Origin of the sequence: Pseudoalteromonas sp. SR45-6, assembly GCF_014163545.1 — a bacterium.
Classification (GTDB): domain Bacteria; phylum Pseudomonadota; class Gammaproteobacteria; order Enterobacterales; family Alteromonadaceae; genus Pseudoalteromonas; species Pseudoalteromonas rhizosphaerae.
On sequence record NZ_JACJDM010000006.1, the window covers coordinates 39,927 to 61,784 of the forward strand.

General features: G+C 42.0%; 16 protein-coding genes, 1 pseudogene and 1 CRISPR repeat array. Of the genes and pseudogenes, 9 read left to right on the forward strand and 8 right to left on the reverse strand.

Going from position 1 to position 21,858, the window contains the following annotated elements; all coding sequences use genetic code 11:
* Nucleotides 1–28 precede the first annotated feature (28 nt).
* The 7 genes from H5158_RS04570 to H5158_RS04600 all read right to left on the reverse strand — a co-directional run bounded on the left by H5158_RS04570 (nt 29) and on the right by H5158_RS04600 (nt 6,989).
* Nucleotides 29–1,264 (reverse strand): ABC transporter permease, encoded by a 1,236-nt coding sequence (locus H5158_RS04570; RefSeq protein WP_145234192.1) that lies wholly within the window; start codon nt 1,262–1,264, stop codon nt 29–31.
* The gene (locus tag H5158_RS04575) at nt 1,264–2,460 is read right to left on the reverse strand and encodes an efflux RND transporter periplasmic adaptor subunit (protein ID WP_182739553.1); all 1,197 of its coding nucleotides are present in this window, start codon (nt 2,458–2,460) and stop codon (nt 1,264–1,266) included. The genes H5158_RS04570 and H5158_RS04575 overlap by 1 nt, the downstream gene beginning before the upstream one ends.
* Nucleotides 2,457–3,617 (reverse strand): efflux RND transporter periplasmic adaptor subunit, encoded by a 1,161-nt coding sequence (locus tag H5158_RS04580; protein ID WP_182717772.1) that lies wholly within the window; start codon nt 3,615–3,617, stop codon nt 2,457–2,459. The genes H5158_RS04575 and H5158_RS04580 overlap by 4 nt, the downstream gene beginning before the upstream one ends.
* The gene (locus tag H5158_RS04585) at nt 3,607–4,578 is read right to left on the reverse strand and encodes an efflux RND transporter periplasmic adaptor subunit (RefSeq protein ID WP_182717773.1); all 972 of its coding nucleotides are present in this window, start codon (nt 4,576–4,578) and stop codon (nt 3,607–3,609) included. Before H5158_RS04585 ends, H5158_RS04580 begins: the two co-directional genes overlap by 11 nt.
* Nucleotides 4,572–5,246, reverse strand: a complete 675-nt coding sequence (locus H5158_RS04590; protein ID WP_182717774.1) for an ABC transporter ATP-binding protein — start codon at nt 5,244–5,246, stop codon at nt 4,572–4,574. The genes H5158_RS04585 and H5158_RS04590 overlap by 7 nt, the downstream gene beginning before the upstream one ends.
* A 318-nt stretch (nt 5,247–5,564) precedes the next feature.
* Nucleotides 5,565–6,017, reverse strand: a complete 453-nt coding sequence (locus tag H5158_RS04595) for an NfeD family protein (protein ID WP_145234181.1) — start codon at nt 6,015–6,017, stop codon at nt 5,565–5,567.
* An 18-nt stretch (nt 6,018–6,035) separates the two neighbouring features.
* Nucleotides 6,036–6,989, reverse strand: coding sequence for a slipin family protein (locus H5158_RS04600; RefSeq protein ID WP_145234179.1), 954 nt, complete (start codon nt 6,987–6,989; stop codon nt 6,036–6,038).
* 405 nt (nt 6,990–7,394) lie between these two features.
* Here H5158_RS04600 and cas6f point away from each other — a divergent pair.
* Nucleotides 7,395–7,538: pseudogene (cas6f, locus tag H5158_RS04605) on the forward strand (type I-F CRISPR-associated endoribonuclease Cas6/Csy4); the annotation flags it as partial.
* A 129-nt stretch (nt 7,539–7,667) separates the two neighbouring features.
* A CRISPR array of direct repeats spans nt 7,668–7,935; the repeat unit is 28 nt; unit sequence GTTTACTGCCGCACAGGCAGCTTAGAAA.
* Between the two features lie 588 nt (nt 7,936–8,523).
* Nucleotides 8,524–10,524, forward strand: coding sequence for a transketolase (tkt, locus tag H5158_RS04610; RefSeq protein ID WP_182739554.1), 2,001 nt, complete (start codon nt 8,524–8,526; stop codon nt 10,522–10,524).
* Between the two features lie 107 nt (nt 10,525–10,631).
* Here tkt and tal read toward each other — a convergent pair whose 3' ends face one another.
* On the reverse strand, nt 10,632–11,585 hold the full coding sequence (gene tal / locus H5158_RS04615) for a transaldolase (RefSeq protein ID WP_182739555.1): 954 nt from the start codon (nt 11,583–11,585) through the stop codon (nt 10,632–10,634).
* Between the two features lie 238 nt (nt 11,586–11,823).
* Between tal and H5158_RS04620 the strand changes: the two genes are divergently transcribed.
* The 7 genes from H5158_RS04620 to H5158_RS04650 all read left to right on the forward strand — a co-directional run bounded on the left by H5158_RS04620 (nt 11,824) and on the right by H5158_RS04650 (nt 21,568).
* A complete protein-coding gene (locus H5158_RS04620; RefSeq protein ID WP_182717778.1) occupies nt 11,824–13,476 on the forward strand; it encodes a ribulokinase in 1,653 nt (550 codons plus the stop codon).
* A complete protein-coding gene (locus tag H5158_RS04625) occupies nt 13,473–14,174 on the forward strand; it encodes an L-ribulose-5-phosphate 4-epimerase (protein WP_182739556.1) in 702 nt (233 codons plus the stop codon). The genes H5158_RS04620 and H5158_RS04625 overlap by 4 nt, the downstream gene beginning before the upstream one ends.
* Before the next feature lie 22 nt (nt 14,175–14,196).
* The gene (gene araA / locus H5158_RS04630) at nt 14,197–15,696 is read left to right on the forward strand and encodes an L-arabinose isomerase (protein WP_182739557.1); all 1,500 of its coding nucleotides are present in this window, start codon (nt 14,197–14,199) and stop codon (nt 15,694–15,696) included.
* Nucleotides 15,697–15,784: 88 nt separating this feature from the next.
* A complete protein-coding gene (locus H5158_RS04635) occupies nt 15,785–16,375 on the forward strand; it encodes a beta-phosphoglucomutase family hydrolase (RefSeq protein ID WP_182739558.1) in 591 nt (196 codons plus the stop codon).
* 216 nt (nt 16,376–16,591) lie between these two features.
* Entirely contained in the window at nt 16,592–17,659 is a 1,068-nt protein-coding gene (locus H5158_RS04640; RefSeq protein ID WP_259399416.1) for an aldose epimerase family protein, read from the forward strand.
* Nucleotides 17,659–19,626 (forward strand): glycoside hydrolase family 97 protein, encoded by a 1,968-nt coding sequence (locus H5158_RS04645; protein WP_182739560.1) that lies wholly within the window; start codon nt 17,659–17,661, stop codon nt 19,624–19,626. Before H5158_RS04640 ends, H5158_RS04645 begins: the two co-directional genes overlap by 1 nt.
* Complete coding sequence (locus H5158_RS04650; RefSeq protein WP_182739561.1) at nt 19,598–21,568, forward strand: family 43 glycosylhydrolase; 1,971 nt, start codon at nt 19,598–19,600, stop codon at nt 21,566–21,568. The genes H5158_RS04645 and H5158_RS04650 overlap by 29 nt, the downstream gene beginning before the upstream one ends.
* Nucleotides 21,569–21,858: the final 290 nt, after the last annotated feature.

Sequence of the window (21,858 nt, forward strand, 5' to 3'; positions counted from 1 at the left end):
TTTTCTCCTTTAACTACTAACATTCGAGTTAATCACTTTGCAGTGCTTCAATAGGGTCAAGCTGTGACGCTTTGATCGCGGGGTATACACCAAAAATAAGGCCGACTAACGCACAAATACTAAACGATAGCACGATGGCGGTCATTGACCACGATACCGCCCACTGCGAGTACATAGAAATAATTTCAGACAAGCCAATACCAAATACCACACCCAGTAGGCCACCTAAAATAGAAATGGTAAAGCTCTCGGCAATAAATTGTATTCGAATGTCTTTTTGTGTTGCACCAATAGCACGCAGTAAGCCAATTTCTTTAGTGCGTTCAAGCACCGTCGCCAACATGATATTCATAATACCGATACCGCCAACCAGGAGTGAAATGCCTGCCACGCAGGACATTACAATATTAAATATTTGCTGGGTTTGTTTTTGCTGGGCTAATAATGCGGCAGGAATAACTAATTCAAAATCATCAATATCACTGTGGCGATTTTGCAGTAAATGTTCCAGTGCTTGTGCGGCAACAATTGGATCAACCGATTTATCAATGGCTAGTTTCAAGCTGCTGACTTCACTATCAAGTAAGCCACTTTCAAAGCGGTGTAATGCAGTACTAAGTGGAATAAATACTTGGTTTTGTTCGTTACCGAGTTTGACTCCTTGAAATTCTTTTTTCTTTAAATAAGGCGCTTGTAAAATACCGACTACTTTAAACCATAAGTGGTTAATTTTTATTTGTTGACCGAGTGCGTCACCTAACGGAAATAGTTGCTTGGCAGTATTTGCGCCAAGCATTGCCACTTGAGCAAACCGTTGTTGATCGTTTTTATTTAATATACGCCCAGCAAATAGTTGAAAATGTGACAGCTGAAAATAATTAGCGCTTACACCTACGGCATTGGCGTCGCTGTTATTGTATTGGCTAAAAATATGATACGTCTCGATGGTTTTTTGTGCGGCAAAATCGGTAACAAAAGGCAGCGAGTCGTGGGCAACTTGGGCATCACGCAGGCTTAAACCGGCCGAATGCTTACGTTGCTCTTTGAGTTCTTTTTCATCGAACTCTTTGCCATTAACAATCAAATTATATAACCCCATAGAGTCAATCATTTTCATGGCTTCACGTTCAGCACCTTCACCAATATTGAGCATAGCAATGACGGCACCGACACCAAATATCATCCCTAATAAAGTCAGTAAAGTACGTAATTTATGCTGTGCAAGCTCTAAGGCGGTGTCGATAAATAAAGTTAAATATTTCATCAGATGTCCTTTATATCAATGAGTGAGATCACATCATTAGCAGCTAAGCCTGCGAGGATCTCTACATGACTAAGGTTATGTTTGCCTAATGAAACGGTCTTTTTGACAAATTCGCCAGCTTCTTCAACATAGACATAATGCGCATTTTGTTCGGTAAAAACACTTTGTTTAGGTACCACTAAACGCTCACTTTGCGGTGTCACTAAAATAGTAGCATTGAGTTTTAAACCCGGGCGTAAAGCGTCACTTTGCTGATTTATCGTTGCTTTTAGTTCGTAAAATTTTTGTGGGTCGCCGCGTTTTATTGATTTAGGAAACGGTGATACTTCAATTAACTCGCCACGAAATTGCTGCTCAGGCAATGCAATAAGTTTGAATGTAAGTGACTGACCTACGGATAAATCGATTGCTTCACGTTCAGACACATATAACATCAACTGCATTTGGCTAACATCAGGCAGTGCTGCTATTTTTTGACCAGGCCATAAGGATTCACCCGCTCGCGGTTTTTCGCCGCGCCAATTAGTACTATGGGTTAATAAGCCATCGTGAGGGGCGATGATCTCAAGCAATGATAGGTTAGTGTTCAACGTTGCTAATTTTTGTTTGTATTGGTCTTCTTTCATTTTTAATAACATCAACTCTCCGGTGGCACTTTGCTCAAAACGGCCAGTTTGCCAGTCGTAGTAGTTATGTTTTGCATTTAAAAACTCAACATTTTGTTGTGACTCTAAAATATCTAATTTAGAGCGAATGCGTTCATCTTCAATTGAGTAATCTTCGGCAAATTGCTTTTCTTCATTAACCAATACAATATCGTGCTCTAAAATAGTCTTATCTTTATCTATTTCTCCTGATTTTTGTGCTAAATCTTGCGCTGCTAAAGCCGCTTGATTAGTGTTTTTTTGGCTTTGCCGACGCATTTGTTCGCCATCAAAACGAGCAATGACCTGACCTTTTTTAACTTGGCTATATTCTGGCATTAACCACGCTAAAGTTTGTGGCCCACGGCTTGATGCTGGCGCAACAATCAGGGTTTCATTTGCCGCGATCAAATGCCCTTTGGCTTCAACCTCAGTTTTAAAACTGTGTTCACTAACCGTATAAGTAAGCGCGTTTTGAATTTCATGTTCTTTTGAACAACCGCTGATAAATAAAGCTGTAACGATTAAGCTAAGTGCAAAGCTCGTTTTCATAATTTTACCTCGTCGCCTAGTTGTAGGCCGCTTTTAACTACGGCGAGATTATCGGTAAAGTGACTTATCTCTATAAATTGTTTGTTATTTTCAGTGGTTGTAACATAGGGACCTTGTTGATCATATTGCAAACTGGTTAAAGGAATACTTAATACCTGAGGTAAGCGAGCGGTGGTGATCTCTAAGCGCGCAGTAAGTCCTGGGCGAATAACACTGGTGTCAATATTATCAATACTAACAATGGCATCCACAATCCGACGCTTATCTTGATATGACTTTTCTCTAAATACACGACCCAAACTCTTTATTTTCCCTGACACAACTAGTTCGCTACTGCCATCAATGGTTATTTTAACGGTTTGCCCTGGGGCAATTTTACCGCTGTCGGGTTCATCGATTTGTGCTTTTACTTGCATATTTTTAAGTACAGCAAGCTCAATAACAGGCTGACCAAATTGCACACTTTCACCAATGGATGACTTTTCACCTTCATAATTGGTTTTATAAATTACCAGCCCATCAATTGGGGCTTTTACCTTAAGGCGTTCAATATCTTGTAAATACTCGTCTACCTCACTTTGCAGCCGTGCAACTTTACTTTGCACCATTTTTAAGTTTAGTTCTTTGCTCTGTTGCTGAAACGTTTGCTTACTTTTAGCAAGCGTTAGATCGTTGTTTGCAATAGTAAAATCAATTTGTGACTTTTTACGTTCAACTTCAGAACGAGATTGATCAACAATCTCTGCTTTGCGTTTAGCTTTATCGTAGTTCATTTTCATTTCGGCAACGCTGAGGGTCAGTTCTTGCTCTTTGATAAGCTCTTTATTTTGCGCATTTTCGAGTTGTTTTTTTGCTCGCTCTAATGAAGATTGTTTGTCGATTAGCTTATCGCGAACTTGTTTGTCGTCAAACGATACCACCACTTGGCCTTTTTTAACTTGGGTGTTCTCCGCTAGCATAGTCTTAATTTGGTATTGCCACATACGGGCAACTGACGGCGGGGCAATGATCGCACTGGTTGATGACTCCAGTTCGCCATTGGCATTAACCGTGATAGCAATATCACTCTTTTTCACTAGATAATGTTGTTGCTCATCGTCATTACATGCAGTTAATAGCAACATACTCAATATTATGCATAAAACGTTATGATTCATCAGAGTCTTCTCCGATTGTTAATTTTGCACTCATGCCCGGTAACAGTTTTAAATTCTGAGCGTTAAAGTTAAAGCGAGTTCTAAAGTAGGCATCTTTGCCCCACTGAAGGCGTTCTTCTGGCTGAGTTGAAATTTCGCTTAAAGTCGCATTGAGCGGCTGTTGTAAATAGGCGTCAAATAACAATTGCGCTTGTTGGCCAAGTTGTAAATGTTGATAATCAATTTCGTGTACCCAGGCTTCAATGTAGAGTTCACTCATGGCCGGTATTTCGACAATTTTCCAGCCTGGTTGGGCTGTCATACCGACAAATGCTTTTTCGCCATTCCACGGATGGTTTGCATATAAAACGGGCCCTGTACGCTGTGCCTTAATGCTCATACTTGCCAGTTGCGTTTTATTGTATGCAAGGTCTGTTTTTAGTTGTTCAATAGTCAGTAACTGCTTATTGCGCGCAACGGTATTTTCAGTTTTAACTTGGCTGAGTTCTTCGGATGATTTTTGTTTATTGATCAGGGCTTTTTCAAGTTCGAGCTGATTTTTTTGATAATCATAGGTACTTAAGTTAGCGTGTGGAATAGCAGCATCTATGCGGGCACGCGCTAGTAAAAGCTCAGTGCGCTTAAAGTTAAACTCAGCTTCTATTTGTTTTTCTTGATTGCTAGTGGTGATCCTAAGCAGCTCTTCTTCGGCGGCCTCTAAACTTACTTCATCTTGTTCAATTTCACTGGCAATCGAGCCACTATCAAACACCACAACAACATCACCTTGTTGCGCTATTTCGCCTTCTTTCATCATCCATTGTACTTGTACTCGCCAATTGTCTGATTTTGGAGCATAAAAAATTTGCTTATCGCTGGCTTTTAGCTCACCACTGAGTAATAAACTTTGCGCGTTGCTTGAGAAAGCTAAGCTGTAAAGTAATAATCCTAAACAGGCTTTGAAACATTGATTTTTTAACATCCGCTATCCTCTATAACTATGCCATCTTTCATCCGAATAATTCGCTTAGCATAAGCAGCAATATCTTCTTCATGGGTTACCATGACCAAAGTATGCCCTTGCTGGTGGAGTGAGCAAAGCAACTGCATAATTTCATGAGACGTTTTACTATCGAGGTTACCCGTTGGTTCATCAGCAAAAATGACTTTTGGCTCGTTTACTAATGCTCTGGCAATAGCAACTCGTTGCCGCTGACCACCGGACATTTCAAAGGGTTTATGGTGTGCGCGATTTTGCAAGCCAACCTTATCCAGCATCGCCATAGCGCGCTCACTGGCTTGCTGTTTTGGGGTGTCGGTATAGCGCAGTGGCAAAGCCACATTTTCTTGAGCACTAAGGCGAGTTAATAAGTGAAAGGTTTGAAATATAAAGCCAATTTTTTTATTACGGATAGCTGACAAACTTTCGTCATCTATTTCTTTAATACTTTCACCAGAGAGCAAATAACTGCCTGAGGTTGGTGTATCGAGACACCCAAGGATATTCATTAAAGTCGACTTCCCTGAACCGGAAGCGCCCATTACGGCGACAAACTCACCTTCTTCAATATGCAATGAAACATTACTTAATGCAATGACTTGCGTTTCGCCTGCGCCATAAGTACGGCAAAGATTTTCGACCCTGATCATACAGTTACTTTTTGTTTTTATTATTATCTGATTGGTTAAACTAGCGAGTTTTATAGCGAGACACAAGTCCAAATATAGTAGTTAAACATACGTCTATTTGCAGCCTTTAATTGTTTTAACATTTAAAGGCTAATTTAATCATTGTCAGTTAACAATTGCGTGGTTTTATATTTCATTTATTGCGTTTTAGCTAAGAGTTGTGCGGGTTTAGCGAATATTTTTTGTTACAAAAAAGCCAAGTAATTCGATAAAAACTTCTTGGCTGGCTTTATGGTAAAAATCATACAGCATATTCAGAGTGTTATACCCACATCTAGGTTAAATTGCTGCAACCCACATAACACCGACTTCTTTTTTTACCACTTTTACATGGGTGCCAGCGCTTAGTGGTTGCTGGCTTTTTAGTTTCCAGCTCACTCCAGAATACGAGTAGGTACTAACACCTAACTCATCAACATCGCTAGTGAGCACAAAATCAAGCTCTGCAAAGTCACTTTTCACTTCTTTATTATCAACATTATCTTGCATGCGTTTTAGCGGTTTCCATAGTAAAACAGCGCATGCGGCGGTGATCAAGGTGTTACTCCAAAGTGCGGTGGTTAATGAGTCTTCTAACAGCGCGAAGTTCATCATTAATCCAGTTGCAAATAATGATATACCCAAAAACAATAATATAAAGGTCGACATTCCCAGCACTGCTACTTCAATTATCAGTGCCAGTACACCTAAGATCATCAGTGTTTGGGCTAAATTATTGGTAATGAACTCCATAGTTTGCTCCTTTACAGCTTAACCTTTTTGTTTGGTATTTAAGGTATTAATAATCGACATCGCTTGCGCTACCATAGAGCTGGCATCGGTGCCGTTATCGGGTAATAAAACAACTGACGATTCTTTAGCAATGGCTTGTTTTGCGGCAATTGCTTTTGAGGCGAGGTCTAATTGAATGGCTTTTTGACCTTGCTCAGTATCAGCTGCTTCACCTACTTTACGTAGTGCATCAGCTTGTGCTTCGGCTACCGCAATAATGGCTTTAGCTTCACCTTCAGCACGCAGGATTTGCTCGGCTTTTTCTGCTTCAGCGGCTAGTACTTGCGCTTGTTTTTTACCTTCAGCGACATTGATATTAGCTTGACGATCACCTTCTGATTCTAAAATTTGTGCACGTTTAACACGTTCCGCTTTCATTTGTGCTTCCATCGCTTCCATTACTGATTGCGGTGGCACAATATCTTTAATTTCATAACGTAATACTTGAATACCCCAAGGATCTGCGGCTTGGTTAATTGCCGCAACAATATTAGTATTTAGTACATCACGTTCTTCAAAGGTTTTATCCAGCTCCATTTTACCAAGCTCTGAACGCATCGTTGTTTGCGATAATTGCGTAACGGCAAACACATAATCATCAACGCCATAAGTGGCTTTGTATGGATCCATAACACGGAAATACAATACACCATCAACAATCAATGAAATATTATCTTTGGTAATAGCAGATTGCGACGGCACATCTTGCGCTTGCTCTTTTAAACTACGATCAGCGGCAATACGATCAACAAACGGCACAATAAAGTTTAGGCCTGCTTCTTTAGTTGATTGATACTTACCAAAACGTTCAATGAGCCACGCACGGTTTTGCGGCACAAATTTAACACTACTTTTTAGCAGTACTAAAACAAAAATGAGTAAAAACGCCTCAACAGTGAATAACATGTTGAGAACTTGCGTTATCGGGTCCATAGATACTCTCCTTTAATAGTGGCCAATATGGCGTGTCACATATTTATTTAATTTATATACTTATAAACGTGACTAACCCTACATTACCATTGAGCTGTAAGCCCAGCTAGTGAAAAATCGTGACAAAGTATGTCGGTAAGTTAATTACGATTGCAATATTATGGTCATGTTTTTTGAAGATGCACACAGAAAGTATGTTTGATTTTTGATCTAAAGCAAATAGTTCAGGCAGAAAGGGAAGTCTGTTTGTGAGCCTCTCAGCTAATTTAAGATTAGCAAACTCAAAGTGAATACCTTACATAGTTAAACTCACCTTCATGTAAGAATAGACCCCGCACCATGTTTAGCTCAAAATAACGTACACATTTTTTCAAACAATGTAAATATGTACTTGGTGCTGCTGATAATCCTTATCTAGATTTGTTCAGCGGTTCAACAGAACAAGTGCATCGCAAATTCTTTGCGTTTAGTGATTTAAAAGATAAACCTATTGATGGTAAGTTTGATTCTTATGGATTAAGTAAAGTTGCCACGATACCTTGGTTTTAACCCTTTATTTTTTCTCTTTAAAATTTTCTATAAAAACAATGGGTTATAACATATCGTTTTTGATAAGGTAAAATAGTAATATTTAACCTAATGGCTTGTTGTAACTTATTTTTATGCTGATATTCTATAGTTTACTGCCGCACAGGCAGCTTAGAAAGGTAAAGCTAAGGCAGAGCGTAGAGCTGAAAAGTTTACTGCCGCACAGGCAGCTTAGAAATCCCACTGTCACTGAACCATACCCAGTGTTAGGTTTACTGCCGCACAGGCAGCTTAGAAAGTCACAGTAATCTATAGATATTAAACCCGACAGTTTACTGCCGCACAGGCAGCTTAGAAAACGGACAACCAGTATCAGCCCTGCAGCTTCGAGTTTACTGCCGCACAGGCAGCTTAGGTGACGAGGGACCGACAAAAATATCGGGAATATTTTGGAACTGCGAAGCAGACCTTTATGGCGAAGGGCAGGACGCCTAAAGTAAACGACATATCTAGTAAAGAGTGCAGCGCGAAGAAGTGAGGTCATGGCAGGTTTTTGTTCCCGACAAAATCTAAGTACCTAAATCCATTTAGGCAATGACCGATGTAACCAAGCTCCATGGATGGATTCAAACGCCGATGTTTTTTTTCGCGCCAGCAAGCTTAGCGCCTACGACACAGGCAGCTTAGGTGGCGAGGCAGTGAAACGAGTTTTTTGATCACTATTCGGCGCTAAAGCGCTCTTCTACAAGCCACACTACGGATGCTTACGGCGACGATATGCTTAACGTGCTAAGCACGAGCTACAAATTATTTCATGGTTTCTCATTTACCCTCACTGTCTGTTTTTTGTGCAACAAATCGTTAAGTTCTAGGAAAATGATTTGCAGAGCTGCATTTGTATGCGCTGAAGAACTGTTTTTAGCGAGTTCGGGCGATTTCTGATTGCTATTTATATTACATTTTGAGATATTATTTATAATATAATATTAACAGGAAATAGTAACAGATGACTCTGCCCAGTTCTCAATCTGCAAATGCAATCCGTATGCTTGCTGTCGATGCCGTTCAAAAAGCTAATTCAGGTCACCCAGGTGCACCAATGGGGATGGCCGATATTGCTGCTGTTCTTTGGCAAAACTTCCACCGCCACAATCCATTGAATCCTGATTGGCCTAACCGCGACCGTTTTGTGTTGTCAAACGGCCATGGCTCTATGTTGCAGTACGCATTACTACATTTAAGTGGTTATGATGTCAGTATTGAAGACATTAAACAGTTTCGCCAACTGCATTCTAAAACGCCGGGTCACCCAGAGTATGGTTATACACCTGGGGTTGAAACAACTACAGGGCCACTTGGTGCTGGTATTGCCAATGCGGTTGGTATGGCAATTGCTGAAAAAACCTTAGCTGGACAATTTAATAAACCACACTTTGATATTGTTGATCACTTCACTTACTGCTTTTTAGGTGATGGTTGTTTGATGGAAGGTATCTCTCATGAAGCATGTTCATTAGCAGGTACATTAAAGTTAGGTAAACTCATCGCTTTTTGGGATGACAATGGCATCTCAATTGATGGCGAAGTAGAAGGCTGGTTTACTGACGATACCCCAAAACGCTTTGAATCATACGGTTGGCAGGTTATTAGTGGCGTTGATGGTCACGATATGGCCGCGATTGCCAGTGCTATTGAAGCTGCGCAAGCTAACCCAGATCAGCCAACGCTTATCTGTTGTAAAACGGTGATTGGTTTTGGTTCGCCCAATAAATCGGGTAGTCATGATTGTCACGGTTCACCACTGGGTAATGATGAAATTGCAGCGGTTCGTGAGCAACTAAATTGGCCACATCCAGCGTTTGAAATTCCTCAAGATGTATACAATGAGTGGAATGGCCAAGCCAAAGGCCAAGATTTAGAAAGCGCATGGCAACAAACCTTTGCCGCTTACAGCAAAGCACACCCAGAGCTGAGTAAAGAATTTAACCGCCGTGTAACGGCTAAATCATTACCGAGCAACTTTGCAGAAATTGCTGATCAGTACATTGCCAAGTGCCAAGAAGATATGCAAAACATAGCAACCCGTAAATCATCACAAAATGCCATTACCTTCTTTGCTGAGCATTTGCCTGAACTTATGGGAGGCTCCGCTGATTTAGCCGGTTCCAACTTAACTTTATGGCCTGACGCGAAAGGCTTGCAAGATGATGCTGCCGGTAACTATGTATTTTATGGCGTACGCGAGTTTGGCATGAGCGCGATAATGAATGGTATTGCGCTGCATGGCGGCTTTATCCCATTTGGTGCAACTTTCTTAATGTTTATGGAATACGCGCGTAATGCTGTGCGTATGGCGGCATTAATGAAAGCACACAGTATTTTTGTGTATACCCATGATTCAATTGGTCAAGGTGAAGATGGCCCGACCCATCAGCCAATTGAACAAATTGCTAATTTGCGTATGACGCCAAATATGTCGACTTGGCGCCCATGTGATGAAGTTGAAACAGCGGTTGCATGGAGTCAGGCGTTAATCAAAGAAGCTGGCCCAAGTGCATTGATCTTTAGCCGCCAAGGTACTAAAGCAATGCCGCGCACTAAAGAGCAACTAGCGAATGTTGCTAAAGGTGGCTATATATTAGTTGATAGCGAGCACACACCTGAGCTGATCATTATTGCCACTGGTTCTGAAGTTGAATTAGCGGTTAATGTAGCAGCTGATCTAACTGCGCAGGGTAAACAGGTTCGTGTTGTATCTATGCCATGTACCAATCAGTTTGACTTGCAAGATAAAGCCTATCGCCAGAGTGTATTACCTGTTGGTGTTGCTAAAATTGCGGTAGAAGCTGCACATAGCGATTTTTGGTATAAATATGTTGGCCAAGATGGCGATGTACTAGGTATGACTACCTTTGGTGAGTCAGCGCCAGGACCAGTTCTGCTTGAATACTTTGGCTTTACTGTGAGTAACCTAGTTGCTAAGGCTAATGCGTTACTAGACGCTTAATTGTTTTGAACTTGGGTTAAAAATTTACCTGAACAAAAAGCCCGCTGATTTAATTAAATCAGCGGGCTTTTTTATTTGCAGAATTGATTTTATATAACGACTGAAGCTTAGATCAGCTCAGCTAGAATGGCTTCTAGTTTTTCTTGGTCAATTGCAAATTGGCGAATACCTTGGCTTAGTTTTTCAGTGGCCATGGCATCTTGATTCATTTCCCAGCGAAATGCTTGCTCAGTCATAGGCGTTGGCGGGGCAACTGTTTCAGTAGCAGCAGTCAGTTGACGCGCTAATGGGGCATCTGTTGCGGCTAGTTCTGATAATAGCCCTGGGCTGATAGTTAATCTATCACAACCTGCCAGTAATTGGATTTCGCTGATGTTTCTAAAGCTTGCACCCATAACGATGGTTTTATAATCGTGCTTTTTGAAGAAGTTATAAATATGTGCAACAGACTGTACGCCTGGATCATTAGCACCGCTAAAATCGCTATCAGTTTGGTTTGCTTTATACCAATCAAGAATACGACCAACAAAAGGCGAGATTAAATAAGCACCTGCTTCAGCACACGCACGAGCTTGAGCAAATGCAAACACCAACGTTAGGTTACAGCGAATACCTTGTTGCTCGAGTACTTTTGCTGCTTGAATACCTTCCCATGTAGACGCCACTTTGATCAGTACGCGCGAGGTATCAATATCTTGCTCTTTATAGAGCGCAACAAGCTCAAGGGCTTTATCAATAGTTGCTTGAGTGTCAAACGATAAGCGCGCATCTACTTCGGTAGACACTAACCCTGGCACTTGAGCCATTAAATTTGCACCAATTAGTACCGACAGTTTGTCAGCAGCTTTGCTGATCACCAGTGCATTGTCACTTGTTTGTTGCTTAGCCCAAGCAACGGCTTCAACAGCCAGTGGGCGGTATTTTTCAATTTTAATCGCATTGAGCAATAACGATGGATTGGTAGTGGCATCTTGCGGCTTATATTGATCGATTGCTTCAAAATCACCGGTATCAGCAACCACAGTGGTCATGGTTTTTAATTGTTCTAATTGGCTAGACATAGACATCCTATTTTCATCATACAAAATAAATTAACGGCTTTTAGCATTGCTTATGACATGGTTTAAGCCCTTTATTAGTGCAAAACATTAGTTTAAAGGGCACAGGTGTCACGAATATTTCAGAATAAATCTGTTAATAATATTTTTATAATACCTTTACAACCCGTCATTATTGATATTATCATACAAATAACAGTAATGACTAACATTGTTAGTATCCAATTAGTGAAAGGTATTTATGTCTCGTTATACATTGGGCTTAGATTATGGCTCTGATTCAGTAAGAGCACTGCTTGTTGATGTAACCACAGGTAAAGAGCTGGCTAGCCATTTAGTGAATTATCCGCGTTGGGCGCAAGGTTTATATTGCGATCCAAGTAAAGATCAATTTCGCCAGCATCCACAAGACTACATCGACAGCTTGATTGAGGTCGTCAATGGTCTATGGCAACAAGTACCTGCGGGAACTGCGGATAAAGTAATAGGTATGAGCTTTGATACCACAGGCTCAACGCCAGTGGCGATTAATAGCCAAGGCACGCCTTTAGCGCTGACTGAAGAATTTGCTGAAAACCCTAATGCTATGTTCATTCTTTGGAAAGACCATACGTCGATTAAAGAAGCGAATGAGATCACCAAAGCCGCGACCAATAACGAGGTTAATTATCTTTCACACATGGGCGGCATCTATTCATCAGAATGGTACTGGGCTAAAGCATTACATATTTTTAGAGATGATGCGGCTGTAAAAGCGGCAACTTACTCGTGGGTTGAGCATTGTGATTGGATGACGGCATTGATGTGTGGCACCACTCACCCAGAAGTATTAACACTGGGACGCTGTGCAACGGGCCACAAACAAATGTGGAATGAGCAATGGGGTGGTTTCCCACCAAATAGTTTCTTCAGCAATATTGACCCATTATTAGATGGTGTGGTTGATACGCTTAATGCAGCAACCCAACCAAGTGACCAAGTCGCTGGTAAATTAACAGCGCAATGGGCTGATAAACTTGGTTTATCACAGAATGTAGTTGTAGGTTACGGTGCTTTTGACTGTCACATGGGCGCAGTTGCCGCTAATGTACGCCCAGGCGTACTGACTAAAGTAATGGGTACTTCTACCTGTGATATTACCGTTACTTCAAAACAACAACTTGGCGATACCTGTGTTAAAGGTATCTGTGGTCAGGTTGATGGCTCAGTGATCCCAGGCATGATTGGCCTTGAAGCGGGTCAATCTGCGTTTGGTGATTTATATGCATGGTTTAAAAACCTGATGTTATGGCCGACTCGCCAATTAACAAATTTAAACGACGTTGAACAAAGCTTGATCAACAAAATTGAAGACTCAATTTTAGTTGATTTATCAAAAGCTGCCAGTGCGTTACCGGTTAAAAATACCGATGTAACGGCACTTGACTGGGTCAACGGTCGTCGCACTCCTGATGCTGATCAAAGCGTAGCAATGGCCATGACGGGCATGAAAATGGGCACTGATGCGCCGCAGTTCTTTAAAGCATTAGTTGAGGCGACGGCCTTTGGCGCACGCGCCATTACTGAGCGTTTTCAAAGTGAAGGCGTACCGATTGAGTCAGTGGTTGTGATTGGCGGCATTTCAAAAAAATCAGATTACGTAATGCAAACTTGTGCTGATGTATGGAACTGCCCAATTGACGTACTTGAAAGCGAGCAAAGCTGTGCGCTTGGTGCTGCAATTATGGCTGCTGTGGCAGCGGGCGAATATGCAACAGTGGCGGATGCTCAGCAAGTTATGGCTTCTGCTGTATGTCATCAGTATTTACCTAACCCAGAGCGGGTTGCGGTTTATAACGAACTCTATGCTAACTATCAAGCGTTAGCACAGTATGTTGATGGAGCAAAAGCATGAGCTACACAGAATTAAAGCGCGAAGTATTCGAAGCAAATATGGAATTACAACGTCGTGGTTTGGTGATTTATACCTTTGGTAATGTATCGCAAATCGACCGCGACAAAGGCGTGATTGCGATTAAACCAAGTGGTGTATCGTATGACCAAATGAAAGCAGAAGACATGGTGATTGTTGATTTAGAAAACAACATTGTTGAGGGCAGCATGCGGCCGTCTTCGGATACCAAAACCCATATTCATTTGTATCGTCATTTTAATGACATTGGTGGCGTAACGCATACTCATTCAACGTATGCCACTGCATGGGCACAAGCAAAGCAGAGCATTCCTTGTTTTGGTACTACACACGCTGATTATGTGCACGGTGACATTACCTGCACCCGCGAGCTTACTGATGCGCAAGTAAATGGTGATTATGAGCTTGAGACCGGTATTCAAATTACCGATGCTTATAAAGACCGTGATCCGAAAGCGGCACCTATGGTGATTGTGGCAGGACATGCACCGTTTACTTGGGGTAAAGATGCTGCGCAATCTGTGTATCACGCGGCGCTGCTAGAAGAAATTGCTCGCATGGCTTACTTAACTCGCACGCTTGATCAAAATGCAGCTGCGCTTAAGAAGTCTGTGATGGATAAACATTATTTAAGAAAACACGGTAAAGATGCCTACTACGGCCAAAGTAACCGTGGCTAACAAGTACAAGAGGAATTTATATATGCCGTCGTCAATGAAAGAAGTTTGGTTTGTAACTGGGTCACAACATTTATATGGCCCAAAAGTGTTAAATACCGTTGCAGATAATAGCGCTGCAATTGTGGCTGGTTTAAATAGCGAAGCTAATTTACCAGTTAACTTAGTGTGTAAGCCAACGGTGAAAACGCCTGAAGAAATTCATGCCGTGTGCCAAGCAGCCAACACCGATCCTAACTGTGTGGGTTTAGTATTATGGATGCATACGTTCTCACCTGCGAAAATGTGGATTGCTGGATTAAACGAGTTACGTAAACCATGGTTACACCTTCATACGCAATTCAATGCCGCGCTACCGTGGGCTGATATTGATATGAACTACATGAATACCCACCAAAGTGCCCACGGTGACCGTGAGTTTGGTTTTATTGGTACTGTAATGCGTAAAGAGCGTAAAGTAGTGGCTGGTCACTGGCAACGTGCTGACGTGCAAAAGCAAATTGATGATTGGTGTCGCGCTGCTAAAGGTTGGGCTGAGAGCCAAACACTTAAAGTGGCACGTTTTGGCGATAACATGCGCCAAGTTGCGGTTACAGAAGGTAACAAAGTATCAGCACAAATCACCTTTGGCTATGAAGTGCATGCCTTTGGTGTAGCTGAGCTCGTTAAAGTTGTTGATACCGTGACAGATGCTGAAGTCGATGCCCAGCTTGAAGTATATAAAACTGACTATGTGATTAGCGATGAAACGTTGCAAGATGACTACAAAGTATCGATGCTACGCAACGAAGCGCGTTTAGAGCTTGGTATGGAACGCTTTTTAGAAAAAGGTGGCTTTAAAGCATTCACTAACTGTTTTGAAGACTTGTCTGGTTTATCAGGTTTACCAGGACTTGCAACGCAGCGTTTAATGGCTAAAGGCTATGGCTATGGCGGCGAGGGCGACTGGAAAACAGCTGCTATGGTACGCATCATGAAAGTAATGGGTGAAGGCCGTGAAGGCGGTTGTTCATTTATGGAAGATTACACGTATAACATGGGTGATACCGACCAAGTACTAGGTGCTCACATGTTAGAAGTGTGTCCATCAATTGCTGCGCAAAAACCACGCCTTGAAGTTCACACTCACACCATTGGGGTGAAATGTGATGTGGGTCGTTTATTGTTTACCGCTAAAGCCGGTGCGGCAATTAACGTTTCGCCAATTGATATGGGTAATCGTTTCCGTATTTTGATCAACGAAGTAGATACAGTAACGCCACCGGCTGAGTTACCGCATTTACCAGTTGCATCAGCATTGTGGGAACCAAAACCGAATCTATCAGTGGCGTCTGCTGCGTGGATCCATGCCGGTGGTGCGCACCACACTGCGTACAGCCAAGCTGTTACCACCGATATGATTGTTGATCTTGCTGAAATGGCAGGTGTTGAAACCATGATTATCGATGCTGATACCAGCATCCGTGGTTTCAAAACAGAGCTACGCCACAATGCAGCGTATTACATGTTAAAACGTGGGCTTTAATCACCTATAACAGCAGTGATCTAAGTTAACTAAATAAGCCAACTTTATAGTAAAGTTGGCTTTTGTTTTCTAAGACTTTGGAGTACACATGCTCGATCTCACAAAATACCAAGGCATTATTTTTGATATGGATGGCACGCTTATCGATTCGATGGGCTCTCATTTACAAGCATGGGAGCTGACCTGCCATGCATTAGGTTATCCGTTTGACTATGACTATATGTATAGTTTAGGTGGCGTACCAACACTTGCCACTGTTGATCTTCTCAATGAAAAATATGGACTTAGTCATGATCCTGATGAAGTTGCCAAGCAAAAACACCAATTTTGGTTAGGCTTAAACCATCAGCCAGAAATCATTACTGAGACAGTCGATGTATTAAACTATTACCATGGCAAAATGCCTATTGGGGTAGGTACTGGCGCGGACCGTGCGCATGCCATTGAGCATCTAACTCAAACAGAGTTAATCGATAAAATAGACGCATTAGTTACTGCCAGTGATGTTCGCCACGGTAAACCACACCCAGAAACTTTTTTAAGCGTAGCCAAACAAATAAACATTCAACCACAAAATTGTGTGGTGTTTGAAGACACGCAAATAGGCTATCAAGCAGCTCAGGTTGGTGGTATGGACTGCATTTTAGTCAAAGACGGCAAAATACAACTAAAAAGTTAGGCGAATAAATTTGCAATCGATCACTATATTGTATTATAAAAGTATAAATGCAATTATAATAAGGTTATTGTCATGTCATTGCAATGTGTAACTCAGCGCCTAACAGCGGTTCATCAGTCGTCAACATCGATTAAAAAATTATCTCGCGGTATCTTTGCAATAGCAGTGTCCTTTGGGATTGCTTTAACCCCCGCGTGTGCTCACCAAGGAGACAATATGACCAATTCACCTTCTGCATTACTGCACGCTTATGGCAAGCTGGCAGACCAAACTCCGATCAACCAAGTTACCCTAACCAATAGTAATGGCGTGAGCGTTGATGTGATCAATTATGGCGGCATTATTACCCGTATCGAAACGCCAGACAGCAATGGCAACATGGGTAATATTGTTTTAGGTATGGATAATTTAGAAGATTACACTAATGCAACCACATACTTTGGCGCGATCATTGGCAGATTTGGTAACCGTATTGCTAATGGTAAATTTAGCTTAAACGGCACGGATTATCAGTTAGCAACTAACGATGGTGCTAACCATTTACACGGTGGTGTGCAAGGCTTTGATAAGAAAGTCTGGAATATGGTGCCATTTAGCACGCAAAACAGTGCTGGTGTAACACTAAGCCTCGTAAGTCCTGATGGTGACCAAGGTTATCCTGGTGAGCTGACCACACAAGTCACCTATACATTGACCAACAAAAATACCCTTGATATGCAGTTTGTGGCAAAAACAAATAAGCCAACCATCATCAATATGACCCAGCACAGTTATTTTAACTTAGCCGGTAAGGGCGATATTCTCGATCATCAAATGCAAATCAACTCAAACGCAATCACCCCTGTGGATGGCGGTTTGGTCCCAACGGGTGAGTTAATGCAAGTGGCGGGTACACCGTTTGATTTTAGAAATCCAAAAGCAATTGGTAAAGAAATTAATGTGGATGATGAGCAGCTGAAGCTTGGTAAAGGTTATGACCATAACTTTGTGCTGAAAAACAAACCTAATCATGATTTGATTGAAGCAGCTAACGTTTATGAGCCAAGCTCAGGTCGAACCCTAACTGTGTATACCGAAGAACCTGCGGTACAGTTTTACTCAGGTAACTTTTTAGATGGAAGCAGTAAGCAAGCCTCTGGTTTAGTACATAAATTAAGAAGTGGTTTTTGCCTAGAGCCACAGCACTTTCCTGATGCACCGAATCAGCCAACATTCCCCACTACAACTTTGATGCCTGGTGAGGTTTATTCAACGCGTATTGTGTATGAGTTTGGCACTAAGTAATGCACTTCGTTAATCAAATAGGGCTGCTGTTTGCAGCCTTAGTGATAACAACTGTGGCGCAAGCGACTGAGGTTGCGACTATTCATAGCCCAGATCAGCAGTTAGCCGTATTGGTTGATTTAGATGAGCAAGGGCAGTTAAGTTATCAAGTACAGTCAGGTAGCGATAAAGTAATTGAGCCATCTTTATTAGGTATCACGCTTAATAATACCGATTTTACTAAAAAGCTTAGATTATTAGCTGTTAAACAACAGCCGACAGTGAATGATAGCTACCAGCTTTTTACTGGTAAGCAACAGTTTGTTGATTACCAGGCTAACAGTACGGTTGTAAGCGTGACTAATCAGCAACACGAAACATTGAATGTTCGCTTTCAAGTGAGCAACGATGGGGTTGCTTTTCGCTACGAGTTAGATGGGGAGTCCTCGGATACGCGGGTCGTTATGAGTGAACAAACGGGTTTTAACTTCCCAAGTGAAACCGTTGCGTGGTTACAGCCTAAAGCGCAAGCGCAATCTGGCTGGATGAACACTAACCCTTCTTATGAAGAAGAATATTTACAAGCGACAGCATTAACGACCCCTGCAATAACCAATAATGGCTGGGTGTATCCGGCATTATTTAAGCACCAAGAGCAGTATATTTTAATCTCAGAAGCTGGTGGTGAAGACTATTACAGTGGTACTAATTTAACCAATAATAGCCAAGGGCAGTTTAAGGTTCGTTTTCCTGATCAGCGTGAAGTTACTTCTAATGGTGGCTATTTACCAGAGCATACACTGCCGCTGTTATCGCCTTGGCGTTTATTGGTAATTGGCACGTTGCAAACGGTTACTGAGTCTACTTTAGGGACTGACTTAGCCCGACCAAACCAGCTAACTAACACTGATTTTGTTAAACCGGGGATTGCTGCTTGGAGTTGGGGGTTATTAAAGGATGACTTTACAACCTTTCCTGTGCAAAAACAGTTCATTGATTATGCAGCAGATATGCACTGGCAATATGTATTGATTGATGCGGATTGGGATCAAAAAATAGGCTGGGAGAAAATGCAGCAGTTGGCAGCCTATGCTAAGCAAAAAAATGTTGATTTATGGGTTTGGTATAACTCATCAGGCGCGTGGAATAACACGGTTTATTCTCCTAAAAGTGCATTACTAACGCGTGCTGATCGCATTAAACATTTTGCAAAACTTCAAGCTATGGGAATTAAAGGCATTAAAGTCGACTTCTTCCCGGGTGATGGTTCATCTGTGATGGCCTATTACGAAGCTATGCTGAAAGACGCAGCAGCACATCAGTTAATGGTCAATTTTCATGGCACCACTTTGCCAAGGGGCTTGCAGCGAACTTATCCTAATCTAATGACCTCCGAAGCAGTAAAAGGCTTTGAGATGATAAGCTTTTTTCAAGCATTTGCCGATAAAGAAGCGCAGCATGCAGCGACCTTAGTGTTTACTCGGAACGTGTTTGATCCAATGGATTTTACACCTATGGTACTTGGTGATATTCCTAATATTGAACGCAAAACCAATAATGCCTTTGAGCTCGCGCTGCCGATTTTATTTACATCTGGGGTACAGCACTTAGTGACAACGCCTGAGCAAATGACGAAAGTTTCAGAACCAGTAAAAGCTTATTTGAAATCGCTGCCTACTCTGTGGGATGAAACAAGGCTCTTGCAAGGCAGCCCAGGTAAGCATGTGGTGATGGCGAGACGTTCTCGCTGCAACTGGTATGTTGCAGGTATTAATGCGCAGGATAAAGCTATTACGTTAGATATTGACTTAAGCTTTAGTAACTTCAGTTCAGCCCAGCTACTTAGCGCAGGTAAAAAATTAACACAGGTTGAGGCGCAACAGCTCAACTCAAAACTGTTTTCTATAAAATTAAACCCCAATAGCGGGTTTGTTATAATAACTAAGGGTGATAACAACAATGAATGCACAACATCACTTGCGCACTAAATTAAAGCGTACTGCTAAAGCAACAGGCCTTGTAGGTTTATTCGCTTTGTCATTAAGCTCACTTACAGGGTGTGAATCTACAACCCGCGCAGACACACAACAAACACAAGATGCAGCACCAATCGCGAGCGCAAAAGCACCCACGCAAGATGATGGCGTATTCACTAATCCATTATTTCCTAATGGTGCCGATCCATGGCTTGAGTACTGGGATGGTAACTATTACCTAACGACGACAACATGGACATCTGAATTGGTGATGCGTAAATCACCTACTTTAGCAGGACTTGCCGATGCAACCCCAGTAAATGTATGGTCAGCGACCGATCCTGCGCGTTGTTGTAACTTTTGGGCGTTTGAATTTCATCGTGTTAAAGGCCCTGACGGCTACCGTTGGTACATGATGTATACAGCAGGGACTGATGGTACTTTAGATAACCAACATCTGAATGTATTAGAAAGTGCCGGTGACGACCCAATGGGTCCGTATGAATACAAAGGCGCACTCATGCCTGATGTATGGAATATCGATGGTAACTACCTAAACTATAAAGACAAACTGTATGTGATCTACTCACAGTGGCAAGGAGATCAACAGTTAAACATTATTGCTGAAATGGAAAACCCGTGGACATTGAAAAAGAATTCACCGCACACGGTGATCACACGTCCTGAACTCGATTGGGAGATCAGTGGCCGTAAAGTTACCGAAGGCGCTGAGATTTTACAGCATAACGGTCGCACGTTTATGACTTACTCAGCAAGCTTTTGTAACACCCCAGACTACAAGTTAGGGATGTTAGAACTTGTAGGTGATGATCCGCTTGATGCAAACAGCTGGAAGAAGTTTGACGAGCCTGTATTTGAACGTACTGATGAAGTATTTGGCCCAGGCCATAATGGCTTTTTTACCTCACCCGATGGCAGTGAAGACTGGCTGGTATACCATGGCAATGACTCAGTAGAGCATGGTTGTAGTGCCACACGTTCTTTACGTGCGCAAAAATTTACTTGGAATAAGGATGGCACGCCAAACTTTGCAAAACCTGTTACACCGGGTGTTGAAGTTGCTCCACCATCAGGTGAATACGGGCCACTTGTAACTCGTGTGCAAGGTCAGCGTTATAACTTAGTTAATGCAACCAGCGGTTTATGTTTAGATATTGCAGCGGATCCTCAAGATGCGCGTGCCGTGCAACGCCAATGTGCAAGCACCAATGGTCAATGGGTGATTGATGCCACCACAGATGGTTTTGTACGTTTAGCAAATCGTGAAGACAGCAAGTTTTTAGAGCTGGCTAATTGCAGTGATGCTGATAATGCGAAAATACAATCTGCAGCGTGGCGTAATAACTTCTGTCAGCAATGGAAAGTAGCACCAAGCACTGATGGTAATGTCACTATTACTAACCGTTACACTGAAAAACCATTAGCCGTAGCAGGGTGTTCAGCCGCGCAAAATCAAGCGGTTTTACAACAAGGTAAAGATACTGCATGTGCTGATTGGCAGTTACAGCCTGTAGGTAGTGTCGCGGTAATGAGCCAACAAAGTGGTAAAGCATTGAGCGTTGCAGGAGCTGTTAAAGCGGGTACTAATGTTGAGCAACAAGCGTTTACTCACAGCGATGCCCAGCAATGGTTCTTTGCGCCAACAGACACAGGCTACGTTGCTCTAAAACAAGACCTAGATAGCGATTATTGCGCTGCTGTGGCAAACAATGCTTTAGTGCCTGGCGCTAACGTTGAAATGGCTTCGTGCGAAACTAAAACAGCACAATGGCGTATAACCCCTGTTGAAGGTGGCGGCGTGATGTTGATCAACCGTTATACAAAGCAAGCACTGGGTTTAAGTGATTGTGGCCTTGCAGATAAAACTAATTTTGCACAACAACCTGATTTAGGTAACAAGTGCCAAATTTTCCATTTACGCGAACCAAAGTAAATGTAAATAAGCGTTCGACTCTCACCAAGCCACTGTTTCGATAGTGGCTTTTTTATGTGTATGTAGCGTGCGTTTTAATTTTATGAACTTACATTTGAATAGTCGTGTTATTGCCATCATTAATAAAGTGCACTCGCGGCCTGTACATTTAGTATTTTTTAACAAACTGCCAAAGTTAAGCGATTCGCTCAATATAAAAGGTGGTTGTATTTTAAGCTGTTGTCGCTAATTTAATTAGTGTAAGGTGACGCAGCAAAGGTACAATTTGATTGTCCATAATTGTAAGATAC

Excerpts from the sequence above, each read along its gene's own strand:
- H5158_RS04640 (WP_259399416.1), top strand. The coding sequence starts at position 16,592 with ATGACCAATTCACCTTCTGCATTACTGCACGCTTATGGCAAGCTGGCA.
- H5158_RS04590 (WP_182717774.1), bottom strand. The coding sequence starts at position 5,246 with ATGATCAGGGTCGAAAATCTTTGCCGTACTTATGGCGCAGGCGAAACG.
- tkt (WP_182739554.1), top strand. The coding sequence starts at position 8,524 with ATGACTCTGCCCAGTTCTCAATCTGCAAATGCAATCCGTATGCTTGCT.
- tal (WP_182739555.1), bottom strand. The coding sequence starts at position 11,585 with ATGTCTAGCCAATTAGAACAATTAAAAACCATGACCACTGTGGTTGCT.
- H5158_RS04570 (WP_145234192.1), bottom strand. The coding sequence starts at position 1,264 with ATGAAATATTTAACTTTATTTATCGACACCGCCTTAGAGCTTGCACAG.
- H5158_RS04585 (WP_182717773.1), bottom strand. The coding sequence starts at position 4,578 with ATGTTAAAAAATCAATGTTTCAAAGCCTGTTTAGGATTATTACTTTAC.
- H5158_RS04580 (WP_182717772.1), bottom strand. The coding sequence starts at position 3,617 with ATGAATCATAACGTTTTATGCATAATATTGAGTATGTTGCTATTAACT.
- H5158_RS04595 (WP_145234181.1), bottom strand. The coding sequence starts at position 6,017 with ATGGAGTTCATTACCAATAATTTAGCCCAAACACTGATGATCTTAGGT.
- H5158_RS04575 (WP_182739553.1), bottom strand. The coding sequence starts at position 2,460 with ATGAAAACGAGCTTTGCACTTAGCTTAATCGTTACAGCTTTATTTATC.
- H5158_RS04625 (WP_182739556.1), top strand. The coding sequence starts at position 13,473 with ATGAGCTACACAGAATTAAAGCGCGAAGTATTCGAAGCAAATATGGAA.
- araA (WP_182739557.1), top strand. The coding sequence starts at position 14,197 with ATGCCGTCGTCAATGAAAGAAGTTTGGTTTGTAACTGGGTCACAACAT.
- H5158_RS04635 (WP_182739558.1), top strand. The coding sequence starts at position 15,785 with ATGCTCGATCTCACAAAATACCAAGGCATTATTTTTGATATGGATGGC.
- H5158_RS04650 (WP_182739561.1), top strand. The coding sequence starts at position 19,598 with ATGAATGCACAACATCACTTGCGCACTAAATTAAAGCGTACTGCTAAA.
- H5158_RS04600 (WP_145234179.1), bottom strand. The coding sequence starts at position 6,989 with ATGGACCCGATAACGCAAGTTCTCAACATGTTATTCACTGTTGAGGCG.
- H5158_RS04620 (WP_182717778.1), top strand. The coding sequence starts at position 11,824 with ATGTCTCGTTATACATTGGGCTTAGATTATGGCTCTGATTCAGTAAGA.
- H5158_RS04645 (WP_182739560.1), top strand. The coding sequence starts at position 17,659 with ATGCACTTCGTTAATCAAATAGGGCTGCTGTTTGCAGCCTTAGTGATA.